Genomic DNA, 14,650 nt, shown 5'->3' with positions numbered 1-14,650 from the left:
AAAGAACAAAAAAACTCTAAAAAAATAATGTGCTATATTATTTTGCACATATCGCGTGCTTTTTAATAAAAATAGGAGTCTCCTCAATATTATAAACTATAAATAACTCTTATTGTTAAGAATCGTGGTTGGATAAAATATTCGGTTGTAGTCACAGAAATATTTCCGTTACTCGTATTATTTTGTGATTTTGCATCCAATAAATTAGTTGTCTTCAATTCATATTCAAGTTTACTCTCTGCATTTTTTCTATAAGATAATGATGCATTCCAAAACTCATACGTATTTATTGAGCGCTCTTCATCTCTAAAATCATTGAAGGTATAATCTGTTTTAAAGGTTACGGTCTTAAATATCAAAGCATCAAATTCAATAAATGGCGCGTGGGTAAAAAATTTAGAACGTACAGCTCCTTGATCGTTATCTTGAAGTGTATAACGATATCCTAAATCAAAATTTGGAGCGTCTCTAAAGTTTGTACTTAATCCCAAATTATATGTTTGAGTGTAGTTTTCATTTTGCTGTACACTACCGCCGTTTATAATATTAATTTTAGAGTAATTAAAGCGGCCTCTTACTGTTGCTTTTAACTTTCCGAATGTTCTTTGGAATCGTCCCGTTGCATTTAAGCTTTCATCAGCAAAATCTGAATTGAAAGGTGTAGATGTTCTGATTACATTTCCTACAGAAGATGTTCTTATTCGGTCTATATTTTTGATATATGAAAGATTCGCAAATACATTGGTATAATTAAACAAATTAAAGCTAAAATAAGATAGATTCACATTATGAGCAATTGCACTCTCCAATTCTGGATTCCCGATATACAAGGCATTATATTTATTAAGAACTAATCCTTTGGCTAACTGCGTAACATCTGTAAATTGTGTTTGCATACGATAATTTAATATTAGCTGTTCACTTTTTTTTAACTGAATGCGCATATTAAAATCTGGTAATACGCGAAAAAAATCATCTTTATATTCTGTATCTATTTGGGTGTTTTTAGAACTATATGCATGTGCAGATACTCCTGGTGTAAACGTAAACTTTCCAGTTTTGAATCTATAATGTGCTCCTAAATATATATCATTAAAAGTATATTTTATATCATTAACATCCATTCCGTCATTAATAAGTGGTACTGGCTGAAACCTTAAACCATTGTCCAGAATTTGAAATAATTCGGTATCAAATTGTTGTTGACTATATATCGTTCCCAAAGTAAAATTGATGTTACTTTTTGTATTAAGTACGTTCCAGTAATCTAGCTTAGCGTCTAATTGATTGGATTGAACGCGTTTCTCTTGAGTAACATCATAGCCTACTTGAAGGTTATCTAAGCCTAAAGCATCTGCTGTAGCTTCATAATTTGCTTTATCTTCTAAATATGCATTATAAAACGGATCTTCATCTTGCAACTTATGTTGAGCTTCAAAGGCAAAAATATTATTTTCATTTGCTGTATAATAATAATTTACATTCTGATAAATACTATAAGGTTTCGTTTTTTCAAACTCATTTACCGCTCCTATCCTTGAGGAGAATACATTTTGATCTTGAGACTCCTTAGACAATCTTCCCATTACATCATACTCCAATTGATTGTTTGAGTCAGGCTTGTATTTAGCACTTAATTTAAGCATTCCTAAATCGCTACTTTGTCGGGTATTACTCATGGTATTTTCGCTAGATTCGGGCAAGGCATCGTCTCCAGGAATATCAGGGTTATCCGGTACAGCATTAAATGTTGTAGTACTATTTTCTTGTAATTCTATACGACTATTAGAAAAAATAGCAAAACCTGAAAGGTCTAAGGTCTTTTCTGGTGAATAGCTAAAATTGGCCGCTCCAAATTTGGTATTAATATCTTTAGCGTTGTTATTTTGAAGTGATAAAAAACCTAAACCATTACTTCCTAAGTCTATATTTGTTCCACTTTGACTACTCGGATTTCTAAACCCTCCTGAAAAATTAAAATAATCACGACGAGTAAAAGCAATCTCGCCTATATTATTTAAATCTCCTATTAAATTTACACTATACTCTGGACTATAATAAAACAATTTGGGCTGTCCAAGATACAATGTCATATCATCTGAGACTCCCCCGCCAGCCGTTATTGTTCCAAACCAAAAATTCTTTTTCCCTTCTTTCAGTTTAATATTTATCGCTATATTATCTTGATTATTTTGCACGCCACTTAATTGCCCTACTTCGGCATGATTTTTCAAAACCTGAACCTTATCTACAGCATCAGCAGGAATATTCTCGGTAGCTAATTTAGAATCCCCATCAAAAAAGTCTTTACCTTCTACCATAACCTTAGAAACCACCTTACCTTCTACTTCAATTTGCCCATCATCATTAATTTCTACTCCTGGTAATTTTTCCAATACATCGCCTAGCTTACGTTCTGTCCCACTTTTAAAAGAATCTGCATTATAAATTATAGTATCTCCTTTTATTGTTACAGGCATTTCATAGACCAGTTCTATTTCATCTAAAGCAGCGTCGTTTTGCAGAGTAAATTCTTTAAACAGATCTACTTCTTTGGCCTCTAAAAGAGCCTCCTTAGTTTTCATTCCAATATAACTTATCTGAAGTTTATACTTCGTATTTTCCTGTAAAGACAATTTATATCGCCCTTGATCATTAGTTATTCCGTATGAATCTAAAATACTTGTTTCCTGATTTATAGCCACTACATTAGCTAATTCTAAAGGATTTCCTATACTATCTTTAACAATACCTTCAAGTTTAATTTGAGCATATGTTATGCTGGTCACCAGTAATAGCAACAATATGATTGTTTTTTTCATTCTATTTAATTGGTTTATTTAATATGGGCAATTTGTAATAACTTAGCGCCCTCTGCCACCTCTTCCTCGGTTACCGCCACGATTCCTACCGCCATACATTTCACGCATTTCCGCCATCTTTTTCTTGACAATATCGTTATACTCTTGTTTGGTTACTTCTTTTCCTTTTGTTGGTTTTTTTATTTCTGTTTTCTCCTTTGGATTCATAACAATCTTAGAACACAAAACAGTGGTTTTACCAGCATTTACCTCTAATATTAACCCTGGAAGCCCCCAATACTCGCCTGGCCCTTGACTTACTGGCACTTGCATAGTATACCACGCAGTAACCGCTATTTCTTTAGGCACTTCGATATCAGATAATAAATCTGTAGTTTTATTATTGGAAGATGCTGTTACTAAAGTATCTCCTCCTTTTTCGGCAGCTTCTACTTCTTTACCGTTTTTAGCATCATTTCCATTGGTTTTATTTGTTTCATTTTTACGTTTTCTACGCATATTCATAAAATCCATCTCATCGCCTTTTTTTATAGCAACGGCCTTCATACATAAATACTGTCCAATCTGCTTTGTTTCTCCAGTCATCTTCCATTCCAACTTCTGAAGGTTTTCTTTTATCAAAAATTGTTTTCCAAAAAACTCTTGATCCTGCAAAAACTGATCTTCTTTAACATTTTTGTACTGTGCTCCAGCAATAAAACTCCCCATCATCCCTCTAAATCCGCCTCGAGCTCCAGGCGCCTCTAACTTCTCTTCTTCTTTGTAAAGAGATTCTTCTTTATTAAACGTTAGGGTATATGTTTTTTCAAGCATACTTTTCATTCTATCCATTATCATTTTCTTTCGCTCAGGACTCATTTGTCCTCCTCCCCATTGCTCTAGATCTACTGAAGTTTTAGATTGATAAGTAGCCACACCTTGAAAGCCATCTTGGGCACATCCTAAAATTGGGCTTAAAACAGATACAATAGCTATTAAATATTTCGTTATGGTTAACCTCATCATTTCAAGTATTAAGTTAATTATTAGCGCATTACCACCAAAAATACAATTATTAATAACTATTATGACTCTGCATCCTCTATAAAGTTTAATTTCAACATGTTAATGTTTTCTTAAAAACAAAAGTAATTGTGATTTCCCTTCAATAGTAATTTCTGTACTTCCCCACCTCTTAAGGCTTATTATATCGCATTTTCATCTCCTTCTATCTTTTCTGTATTATTTCCCTCTTTTTAGGTTCTAGAAGCTCAATCTTCTTTAGGATTTAAATCAATTATTTAAGCTAAATAAAGAAAACAGCAACTGTAGTTAGTGGTAATCCTAATTTAAATAAGGTTCTTGTTAATAGTATTCAACTCACACTTCACGAAATACACTTACTCTTTCATCTTATAAAAAATCAAATTAAAGATCGGCCTTTACTCCAACTCAAATTATGGAATAATAATGATTTTCACAATGCAAGAAGCATGGATCTTTTTATTAGTGAGCTATTAAAAAAAGATACAATTATTAATATTCGTGGCTTTGGATATAAATTAGTGTATTAAAAAATGTTTTTTGTACTTTGGTCTTACAATGAAAAACTTATACTTCATCTTTTTATTTTCACCACTTTTTATACTTGGTCAAGAAAAAATAACAACAGAATACCTTAGTAAAACTCACTTTAATCCAAATACATTTATTGGTTTAAATGCTTTTGAAACCTTATTTTATATAAAAAACAACACCCTTATTGCTGAAACAGATAATAAAACACTAAAATACAGCAACATCTTACTAGGCCATATTACAGATGTAACTATTTTTAATCCTCTAAAAACTAGTGTATTTTACAAAAACTTTAATACTGTGGTGATATTAGATAATAGATTAGCCGAAATTTATAACATAGATTTTAATAAGCTTACTCCTTATAAAAATGTAACGCATACCACTACAGGAAGCGACAACACGATATGGGTTTATAATCAAGACACTCAAATATTAGAGTTATTTGACTACAAAATAAATAAAACACGCGTAGCAACCTTACCTATTAAAGGAGACGTATTAGATATTACAAGTAATTATAACACTTGCTGGTTACTTACCAAAAACTATCTATACGCATACAACTACTTTGGCAGCCTAGTATTCAAAATAGAAAACAAAGGTTTTTCTGCTTTAAAAGAAAGCAATGACAATATTATATTAAAGAAAGAAAACAGCTTATTCTATCTAGAAAAAGACACCAATCTCTTTAAACCCATTTTGATTCCTAATTTATTAATAAATCAGTTTTTCGTAATCAACCAAATCCTGTATATTTACACCGACAAATATCTCCACCAATACCAACTTAAAAAGGAATAAATATGCACGTTGCCATTGCAGGAAACATAGGAGCAGGAAAAACTACGCTTACAAAACTGTTAGCAAAACATTTTAAATGGGAAGCTCAACTTGAGGATGTAGTAGACAACCCTTACTTAGACGATTTCTATAATGAAATGGAACGCTGGAGCTTTAATTTACAAGTTTACTTTTTAAATAGCCGTTTTCGTCAAGTTTCGCTAATACGCGAAAGCGGAAGGGATATTATCCAAGATCGTACGATTTATGAAGATGCTCATATTTTTGCACCGAACTTACATGCAATGGGCTTAATGACTAATCGTGATTTTGAAAACTACAAATCCCTTTTTGAATTAATGGAAAGTTTTGTTGAAGGACCAGACTTATTAATTTACCTCCGTAGCTCTATTTCTAATCTTGTAGGGCAAATACATAAACGCGGACGGGATTATGAAAACTCTATAAGTATTGATTATTTAAGTCGCTTGAACGAACGTTATGAAGCTTGGATTACAGGCTATGATAAAGGTAATTTATTAATTATAGACGTAGACAATCTTGACTTTGTTGCCAATCCGGAAGACCTCGGAAGCATCATTAATAAGATTGACGCCGAAATTAATGGATTATTTTAAATCCCATTATTTTTTACATCACTATTTTATTTTTCTGTTTTTTCGCTATTAAAGTATTACATTTACAATGTAGACTTTAGGAGTAGCTAGAAATAGTTTGAGAAATAACCTTAGAACCTGATTTGGTTAATACCAACGGAGGGAAAAGTTACAGTAATCATTCCATTACACGGAATTGTTATGCTTTTCTATATTTCATATTTTTACTAGTATCATACTATTTAGTCTCCTTTAATACAAATAGATATGATTACAATAACAGTAAATGAAAAAAAATACAACTTCCCACAAGAGATATCATTACAAGATGTTCTAAAACACCTAAACATTACGCAAAAAGGAATTGCCGTTGCTATTAATAAAAGTATTGTTTTAAAAAACAATTGGTCTTCCACTGTATTAACAAACAAGGACAACCTGCTAATTATCAAAGCGACACAAGGCGGATAATTTTCGTCTTGAACATCCGACACAATCAATCACCATAACAACATCTCTTTTAACATTATGAAAAAAAAAGACACTGCTCCTAAACAAAATGGAGTCACAAGACACCCTTTCCCTAGTTCTAAAAAAATATATGTCGCAGGTAAAATTCACCCGCAAATAAATGTCGCTATGCGTGAAGTTGCATTAAGCGACACTATAGATTCGATAACAAAAAAGCGCATCCCAAATGCACCTGTAACAATATATGACACCTCTGGCCCTTACACCGACCCAGATAAAGATATAAATATCCATAAAGGAATAGAGCGTATTAGAGAACCATGGATTACAAACCGAAATGATGTAGAGCAACTTGATACTTTTTCATCTCAATATTGTAATGAACGTTTAAATAATAAAAACTTAGATCACCTACGATTTTCTCACTTAAAAAAACCATTACGAGCAAAAAAAGGAAAAAATGTATCTCAAATGCATTATGCAAAAAAAGGTATTATTACTCCCGAAATGGAATATGTTGCTATTCGTGAAAACCAACGCATTGATGAAATAACCCGCTTGTCTCAACATCATAGTGGGCAAGATTTTGGAGCCAGCATCCCCTCTAAAATTACAGCAGAATTTGTTCGTGAAGAAATAGCGAGAGGTCGTGCGGTAATCCCTTCAAACATTAATCACCCTGAAAGTGAACCCATGATTTTAGGGCGTAATTTTTTAGTTAAAATAAACGCTAACATAGGTAATTCGGCAACCACCTCAAGTATAGAAGAAGAAGTAGAGAAAGCTGTATGGGCATGCCGTTGGGGAGCCGATAACATTATGGACCTCTCTACTGGAGAAAACATTCATGAAACACGCGAATGGATAATACGTAATTCCCCAGTACCTATTGGAACAGTTCCTATTTATCAAGCTTTAGAAAAAGTAAAAGGAGTCGCAGAGAACTTAACTTGGGAAATTTTTCGTGATACCTTAATAGAACAAGCCGAACAAGGAGTCGATTACTTTACCATTCATGCTGGTGTACGCTTACGTTATATTCCAATGACAGCGAAACGTATTACTGGAATTGTATCCAGAGGCGGTTCTATTATGGCCAAATGGTGTTTAGCTCATCACAAGGAGAGCTTCATATACACCCATTTCGAAGACATTTGTGAAATTATGAAAACTTACGACGTTGCCTTTTCCTTAGGAGACGGCCTACGACCTGGCTGTATTGCCGATGCTAATGACGAGGCTCAATTTGCAGAATTAGAAACCTTAGGAGAATTAACAAAAACAGCTTGGAAACACGATATCCAAACTTTTATTGAAGGCCCTGGACATGTCCCTATGCATTTAATAAAAGCGAATATGGACAAACAATTAGAAGCCTGTAACGAAGCTCCCTTCTATACCTTAGGTCCATTAACAACAGACATTGCGCCAGGATACGACCACATTACCTCTGGCATAGGAGCTGCTATGATTGGATGGTTTGGTTGCGCAATGTTATGCTATGTTACCCCCAAAGAACATCTAGGCCTCCCTAATAAAGACGATGTACGCACAGGCGTAGTCACTTATAAATTAGCTGCTCACGCAGCCGATCTCGCAAAAGGACACCCAGGAGCACAACACAGAGATGACGCCTTAAGTAAAGCTCGTTTTGAATTCCGTTGGGAAGATCAATTTAATCTTGGATTAGATCCCGAATTAGCAAGAGAATACCATGATGAAACTCTCCCTGCTGAAGGTGCAAAAATAGCACACTTCTGCTCTATGTGCGGCCCCAAATTCTGTTCTATGAAAATTTCCCAAGAAGTTCGTGATTTTGCCGCAACGAATGAAATAAAAGACGACGAAGTTTTTACCAAAGGAATGGCAGCAAAAGCTAAAGAGTTTAAAGACAAAGGAAGTGAAGTATATTTATAATAAACGTTTTATCACCTTCTAACACTTTAATAAAAAACAGAACAAAATGATTATACTTATTTCTCCAGAAGAAGATCTTTTAAATGAAATTGAAATAATACAACAGTTATTTCAAGAAGGGTTGCTTTATTACCATCTTAGAAAACCTTCAAAAGATTATGAAGCACATGCAAAGTACTTAAATCAAATTGACAAAAAATACCACAACAGAATTATCGTGCACTACCATCACGAATTGATAAATGATTACGACCTAAAAGGTATTCATTTTCAAGAACAAAAAAGGCGCGATAGCTTAGAAAACGGCAACCAGTATTTTTTAAAATTAAACATGACAGAAAAAACAATTAGTAGTTCTTTTCATGAGCCAGAAGAACTAATCAATAATGATTTTGAATTTGATTATCATTTATTAAGCCCCGTATTTTCATCAATATCAAAAGCAGGTTACGAAGGTAGAGGCTTTGATGTAAATCCTATAAAAAAAACAATTATAGGTATGGGCGGTATTAATACTGATACTATAGAAGCGACCATCGCTTTAGGGTTTAAAGGGATTGGAATTCTTGGAGGGGTTTGGAACGCAAAAAACCCAGTAGATAGTTTTATAAACATAAAACGTTGTTATGAAGATTATACTCAAGAGTAAATGATACAAAAACCGCACATACTAACCATTGCGGGATTTGATCCCTCTAGTGGAGCAGGAATCACTTCTGATATCAAAACATTCGACGCTCATAATCTATATGGGTTATCGGTATGCACTGCTATTACTATACAAAACGATATAACGCTTAAAGACTGTATTTGGATTAATGAAACTGTGATCATATCTCAAATAGAAACCTTATTTGAACGCTTTACTATTTCCGTAGTAAAAATAGGGATTATACAATCTTGGAACACCCTAGAAACAGTAATCCAGACACTCCGTAGGTTAAACCCTAGCATTAAAATAGTATTAGACCCCATACTTAAGGCCAGTTCGGGGTTCCATTTTCACACCTCATCTAATTTAGACCTCTTAGTAAGCGTTTTAGAACATTGTGATATTATCACTCCTAATTACGATGAAATAAAAAATTTAATCCCCAATAAGAGTATCGTACAAACCATTGCTTTTATTTCAGCGAAAACAAACCTTTATCTAAAAGGCGGACATAGAAAAGATAAAAAAGGATGGGATGAGCTATACCATAGCGGTATTGTACAAATTAATCTAGAACCAGGAATTGATAACGTTTATGAGAAACATGGGAGTGGTTGCATATTATCGGCTGCATTAGCATCAAATCTATCCCGAAGCTTGACTTTAGAAGATGCTTGCAGGAATGCCAAGCGATATACTGAACAATTTTTAACGTCTAATACGTCCTTATTAGGCAACCATAATTACAATACAAGTGATCAGTAAATTACACTATATTACACAAGGAGAAACTCCTGAAGCACATCTAGAAAATATTCAGAGCGCCTGCTCTGCTGGAGCAGAGTGGATTCAATTACGGTTAAAAAACACAACTAATGAATTCATATTAAAAACCGCTCAAAAAGCTAGGAGAATTACAACACAGTTTCAAACAAAGCTTATTATAAATGATTATTATAAGATAGCAAAACAAGTAAAAGCAGACGGTGTTCACTTAGGTAAAACCGACACTTGCCTTATTGAAGTTCGTAAATACTTAGGCGAGCATTTTATTATAGGAGGCACAGCAAATACACTAGAAGACTGCATCGCATTACTAGACAAAAGAGCAGACTATATAGGCTTAGGGCCACTCCGTTTTACAGAAACAAAAAAGAATTTAAGTCCTTTTTTAGGAATCAACGGTTATTCTAAAATCATAAAAGAATTACAAACTAACATTCCCATTATTGCCATTGGCGGCATAACTTTAGAAGATATCTCAGCGTTAATAAACACAGGACTCTATGGTATTGCCGTTTCAAAAGGAATTACTCAAAATTTTAATAACATAACTAATTTTAATAACCTACTAAAAGAGCCAATACACCACGAACAACCGTATAATTTTAAATAAGACCCAAACATATTAATCTTTCCATTGGATTAAAAAAAATAAAAACATGTACGATATTTTAAAAATAGCAGACAAGGAATTTCTCTCAAGGTTGTTTACAGGAACAGGCAAATTTAGCTCTTCATTATTAATGAAAGATGCATTGTCTGCCTCAGAAAGCGAACTCGTCACTGTCGCTCTTAAACGCCTAGACCTTCAAGATGAAGATGATGACATCTTAGCACATTTAGAGCACCCTAGAATAAACCTACTTCCAAACACTTCGGGAGTAAGAGATGCCAAAGAAGCTATTTTCGCTGCTCAATTGTCTCGAGAGGCCCTAGAAACCAACTGGATAAAACTAGAAATACATCCAGATCCAAAATACTTATTACCAGACCCCATAGAAACATTGAAAGCTACTGAAGAACTAGTAAAACTAGGCTTTGTAGTTATGCCATACATTCACGCAGATCCAGTACTTTGCAAACGCCTAGAAGAAGTTGGGGCACAATGTGTAATGCCATTGGGCTCTCCAATAGGAAGTAATAAAGGATTAAAAACACAAGATTTTTTAGAGATCATTATCAATCAAAGCAATGTCCCTGTAATTGTAGATGCGGGCATCGGTGCACCTTCACATGCCGCTTATGCTATGGAACTAGGTGCCGATGCGGTATTAGTAAATACAGCCATAGCCGTATCACAACACCCTATAGCTATGGCAAGAGCATTTAAAATGGCCGTTGAAGCAGGCAGAATGGCCTATAATGCAAAATTAGCCCCAGTAAAGACTCACGCAGAAGCCAGTAGTCCTTTAACCCATTTTTTGAATATATAATAATATGAACAGCTTTAAAGACTTATTTAACACTTATGATTGGAACGATACCTTAAAAAGTATTTTTAACAAAACCGAGCATGACGTAGTAAGAGCTTTAAAGAATCCCAACCGAAACTTAGAGGATTTCAAGGCGCTACTATCTCCTGCTGCAAAACCCTACTTGGAGCAAATGGCACAACTAAGCAAACAGCTTACAGAGAAACGTTTTGGAAATACCATACAAATGTATGCCCCGATGTATTTAAGTAATGAATGTCAAAACATATGTACCTATTGCGGATTTAGCTTAACCAATAAAATCCCGCGTCGAACACTTACAAATGAAGAAATTCTTAAAGAAGTTACATATATTAAATCCAAAGGATATGATCATATTTTACTAGTTACAGGAGAAGCTAACAAAACCGTAGGTGTTCATTATATAAATAAGGCCATACAACTAATAAGCACTCATTTTTCAAACATATCGATAGAAGTACAACCTTTAGAGCAAGCGGAATACGCCCTTTTAAAACAAAGCGGACTCTATGCTGTTTTGGTTTATCAAGAAACGTACCATCCTGAAGCCTATAAAAAACACCACCCTAAAGGGAAAAAATCTAATTTCAATTATCGCTTAGAAACTCCTGACAGGCTTGGAAAAGCAGGAATCCATAAAATAGGCTTAGGAACTTTATTAGGATTGGAAGATTGGCGTGCCGACAGCTTCTTTACAGCTTTGCATTTAAAATATTTACAAAAGACCTATTGGAAAACCCAATATTCTATTTCATTTCCACGGTTACGCCCGCATTCTGGAGGATTAACACCAAAAGTAGCAATGACTGATGCCGATTTAGTACAACTCATCTGTGCATTTAGACTATTAGATGAAGACCTTGACTTATCAATGTCTACTCGTGAAAATGAAATATTTAGAAACAACATTGTAAATCTAGGGGTTACCTCTATAAGTGCAGAATCCAAAACCAATCCAGGAGGATATACAGTAGAAAAGCAATCTTTAGAGCAATTTGAAATATCGGACGAACGTAACACAGAAGCCTTTACCAAAATGTTAAAACAACAAGGACTTGAAGTCGTTTGGAAAAATTGGGAAAAGTTCACTCCCTAAAAAAAGTATTCTAATCAAAAATAATTGAATTCATATTACAAAAAAACCACGTTTTGTTTAACAACGTGGTTTTTTACATCTTCCTTATATTATTGTTTTAATCTACTTAAGATTAACCCCTTTTACAATAATCACTTCTCTCTAGCTACAGAAATTTCAATAGTCCCCTTATTTTCAACAACTTCATTTTTATTATTAATTTCACTTGAAACCGCTTTGGTTATTTCTTTTGCAGAATCTAATATAACGACACCGTCTTCTGTATGAGCTCCCAAAATAGGAGCTATTACTAAGCCTATTAAACAAGTTAGCTTAATTAAAATATTCATTGAAGGTCCAGAAGTATCTTTAAATGGGTCTCCAACCGTGTCTCCTGTTACTGCCGCTTTATGAGCATCGGATCCTTTATAAGTCATCTCGCCATTTATTTCAACTCCAGCTTCAAAAGACTTCTTTGCATTATCCCAAGCGCCACCAGCATTATTTTGAAAAATAGCCCATAATACTCCACTTACAGTAACACCTGCCATATAACCGCCTAACATTTCAGCTATGGTAAGTTTATTCATCCCAAATAATAAGGGTACAAAAGCAATTATTAATGGAAATCCAATGGCTAATAATCCTGGTAATACCATCTCCTTTAAAGAAGCTTTCGTAGAAATTGCTACGCATTTATCATATTCTGGAGTCCCTGTACCTTCCATAATTCCTGGAATATCTCTAAATTGACGTCTTACTTCTTCTACCATTTCCATAGCCGCTTTTCCTACGGCATTCATTGCTAATGCAGAAAACACAACAGGAATCATTCCCCCAACAAACAACATAGCCAATACTGGTGCTTTAAAAATATTAATCCCATCGCTGATCCCTGCTAAAGTTACATAAGCAGCAAATAAAGCTAAAGAGGTTAATGCTGCAGACGCTATAGCAAAACCTTTACCTGTTGCTGCAGTGGTATTCCCTACGGAATCTAATATATCTGTTCGTTCCCTTACTATTGGTTCTTGCTCACTCATTTCTGCAATGCCACCAGCATTATCTGATATTGGTCCAAAAGCATCTATTGCAAGTTGCATCGCCGTTGTTGCCATCATAGCAGAAGCCGCCAAAGCAACGCCATAAAAACCTGCAAAAGCATAAGAAGCCCAAATAGCGCCTGCAAATAACAAAACCGAAGGAAATGTTGAAATCATTCCTGTTGCCAAACCTGCTATAATATTTGTTCCTGCTCCTGTACTAGACTGCTGTACTATTTTTAAAATCGGTCGCTTACCCAATCCTGTATAATATTCCGTTACTGAAGAAATTACAGCTCCAACAACCAAACCAACTAGAGTTGCATAAAACACACGCATAGAAGAAATATCTTGCAATCCCTCTTCAAAAAACGCCATTTGCATTGTTTCTGGTAACATCCATTTTACGAGTCCTAAACAAGCTAAAGCAACTAAAATAATAGCAGTCCAGTTCCCTACATTTAAAGCCCCCATAACCTGAGATTCTTTAGCATCATTATTTTTAATTTTAACAAGCATTGTTCCTATGATAGATATTATAATTCCAACACCTGCAATTGCCATTGGTAATAAAATAGGCCCTATCCCTCCAAAGGCATCATTAATATGACCTCCCATATCTTTAATTACATAATTCCCCAAAACCATTGCTGCTAATACTGTTGCAACATAAGACCCAAACAAATCGGCCCCCATACCTGCTACATCCCCTACATTATCTCCTACATTATCTGCTATGGTTGCTGGGTTCCTTGGATCGTCTTCGGGGATACCAGCTTCGACTTTACCTACTAAATCCGCTCCAACATCTGCTGCCTTTGTGTAAATACCTCCTCCAACACGAGCAAATAAGGCAATAGATTCTGCTCCCAGTGAAAAACCAGCTAAAGTTTCTAATACGATTGTCATATCATGAGTTGATGTCCAGACACCATTCATAAAAAAGTTAAAAAAGAAAATAAAAAAAGTAGTTAACCCTAGAACAGCAAGTCCCGCAACTCCTAAGCCCATAACCGTACCACCTCCAAAAGAAATTTTAAGTGCATTTGGCAAACTTGTACGCGCTGCCTGTGTTGTCCTTACATTGGTCTTTGTTGCTATTTTCATACCTATGTTTCCTGCAAAAGCAGAAAATACAGCTCCAAAAACAAAGGCTATAACAATTAACCAATGTGTTGTTGATACAATTACAGATACTATACCCAATAATATACTTACAATAATAACAAAAATGGCCAGCAACCTATATTCTGCACTTAAAAAGGCTAATGCGCCTTCATAGATGTGATCTGAAATTTCTTTCATTTTGCCATCTCCAGCATCTTGTTTCATTACCCAAATTCGTTTAATCCACATAAAGATTAAACCCAAAATAGCCATTGCAATAGGCATATAAATCATCATTGATTCCATATTATTTTAGTTTTATTAATTTTTAACGAACACTAATGTAGTAAATTCAATTTTAAGTAAGAA

General features: G+C 34.5%; 12 protein-coding genes and 1 riboswitch. Of the genes, 9 read left to right on the top strand and 3 right to left on the bottom strand.

Features of this window, described 5'->3' with window-relative positions; genetic code table 11:
- Window positions 1–89 precede the first annotated feature (89 nt).
- Together AC2D8I_RS11065 and AC2D8I_RS11060 are read right to left on the bottom strand one after the other, a co-directional pair.
- Window positions 90–2,822 carry a TonB-dependent receptor gene (locus AC2D8I_RS11065; protein ID WP_484706074.1) on the bottom strand — a complete coding sequence of 911 codons (2,733 nt, stop codon included), beginning with the start codon at window positions 2,820–2,822 and terminating at the stop codon, window positions 90–92.
- A gap of 42 nt (window positions 2,823–2,864) precedes the next feature.
- Entirely contained in the window at window positions 2,865–3,824 is a 960-nt protein-coding gene (locus AC2D8I_RS11060; protein ID WP_484706137.1) for a GLPGLI family protein, read from the bottom strand.
- Window positions 3,825–4,403: 579 nt separating this feature from the next.
- On the opposite strand from AC2D8I_RS11060, the gene AC2D8I_RS11055 reads away from it, so the two are divergent.
- The 9 genes from AC2D8I_RS11055 to thiH all read left to right on the top strand — a co-directional run bounded on the left by AC2D8I_RS11055 (window position 4,404) and on the right by thiH (window position 12,152).
- Window positions 4,404–5,183 (top strand): hypothetical protein, encoded by a 780-nt coding sequence (locus AC2D8I_RS11055; protein ID WP_484706073.1) that lies wholly within the window; start codon window positions 4,404–4,406, stop codon window positions 5,181–5,183.
- Window positions 5,184–5,185: 2 nt separating this feature from the next.
- Complete coding sequence (locus AC2D8I_RS11050) at window positions 5,186–5,800, top strand: deoxynucleoside kinase (protein WP_484706072.1); 615 nt, start codon at window positions 5,186–5,188, stop codon at window positions 5,798–5,800.
- 68 nt (window positions 5,801–5,868) lie between these two features.
- Window positions 5,869–5,961, top strand: a riboswitch (TPP riboswitch).
- An 85-nt stretch (window positions 5,962–6,046) separates the two neighbouring features.
- The gene (thiS, locus tag AC2D8I_RS11045) at window positions 6,047–6,250 is read left to right on the top strand and encodes a sulfur carrier protein ThiS (protein ID WP_484706071.1); all 204 of its coding nucleotides are present in this window, start codon (window positions 6,047–6,049) and stop codon (window positions 6,248–6,250) included.
- 57 nt (window positions 6,251–6,307) lie between these two features.
- Window positions 6,308–8,167, top strand: coding sequence for a phosphomethylpyrimidine synthase ThiC (thiC, locus tag AC2D8I_RS11040; protein ID WP_484706070.1), 1,860 nt, complete (start codon window positions 6,308–6,310; stop codon window positions 8,165–8,167).
- Window positions 8,168–8,213: 46 nt separating this feature from the next.
- The gene (locus tag AC2D8I_RS11035) at window positions 8,214–8,816 is read left to right on the top strand and encodes a thiamine phosphate synthase (protein WP_484706069.1); all 603 of its coding nucleotides are present in this window, start codon (window positions 8,214–8,216) and stop codon (window positions 8,814–8,816) included.
- Window positions 8,817–9,584, top strand: coding sequence for a hydroxymethylpyrimidine/phosphomethylpyrimidine kinase (locus AC2D8I_RS11030; protein ID WP_484706068.1), 768 nt, complete (start codon window positions 8,817–8,819; stop codon window positions 9,582–9,584).
- Window positions 9,574–10,215: a thiamine phosphate synthase gene (gene thiE, locus AC2D8I_RS11025; protein WP_484706067.1), complete on the top strand. Its 642-nt coding sequence runs from the start codon at window positions 9,574–9,576 to the stop codon at window positions 10,213–10,215. The genes AC2D8I_RS11030 and thiE overlap by 11 nt, the downstream gene beginning before the upstream one ends.
- A gap of 46 nt (window positions 10,216–10,261) precedes the next feature.
- Window positions 10,262–11,035 carry a thiazole synthase gene (locus AC2D8I_RS11020; RefSeq protein ID WP_484706066.1) on the top strand — a complete coding sequence of 258 codons (774 nt, stop codon included), beginning with the start codon at window positions 10,262–10,264 and terminating at the stop codon, window positions 11,033–11,035.
- Between the two features lie 4 nt (window positions 11,036–11,039).
- Window positions 11,040–12,152 (top strand): 2-iminoacetate synthase ThiH, encoded by a 1,113-nt coding sequence (thiH, locus tag AC2D8I_RS11015; protein WP_484706065.1) that lies wholly within the window; start codon window positions 11,040–11,042, stop codon window positions 12,150–12,152.
- Between the two features lie 131 nt (window positions 12,153–12,283).
- Here thiH and AC2D8I_RS11010 read toward each other — a convergent pair whose 3' ends face one another.
- Window positions 12,284–14,587: a sodium-translocating pyrophosphatase gene (locus AC2D8I_RS11010; protein ID WP_484706064.1), complete on the bottom strand. Its 2,304-nt coding sequence runs from the start codon at window positions 14,585–14,587 to the stop codon at window positions 12,284–12,286.
- Window positions 14,588–14,650 lie beyond the last annotated feature (63 nt).

The sequence above is a fragment of the Lacinutrix sp. YIN62 genome, from assembly GCF_057219185.1.
This window is presented reverse-complemented; position numbering and strand designations above follow the sequence as displayed.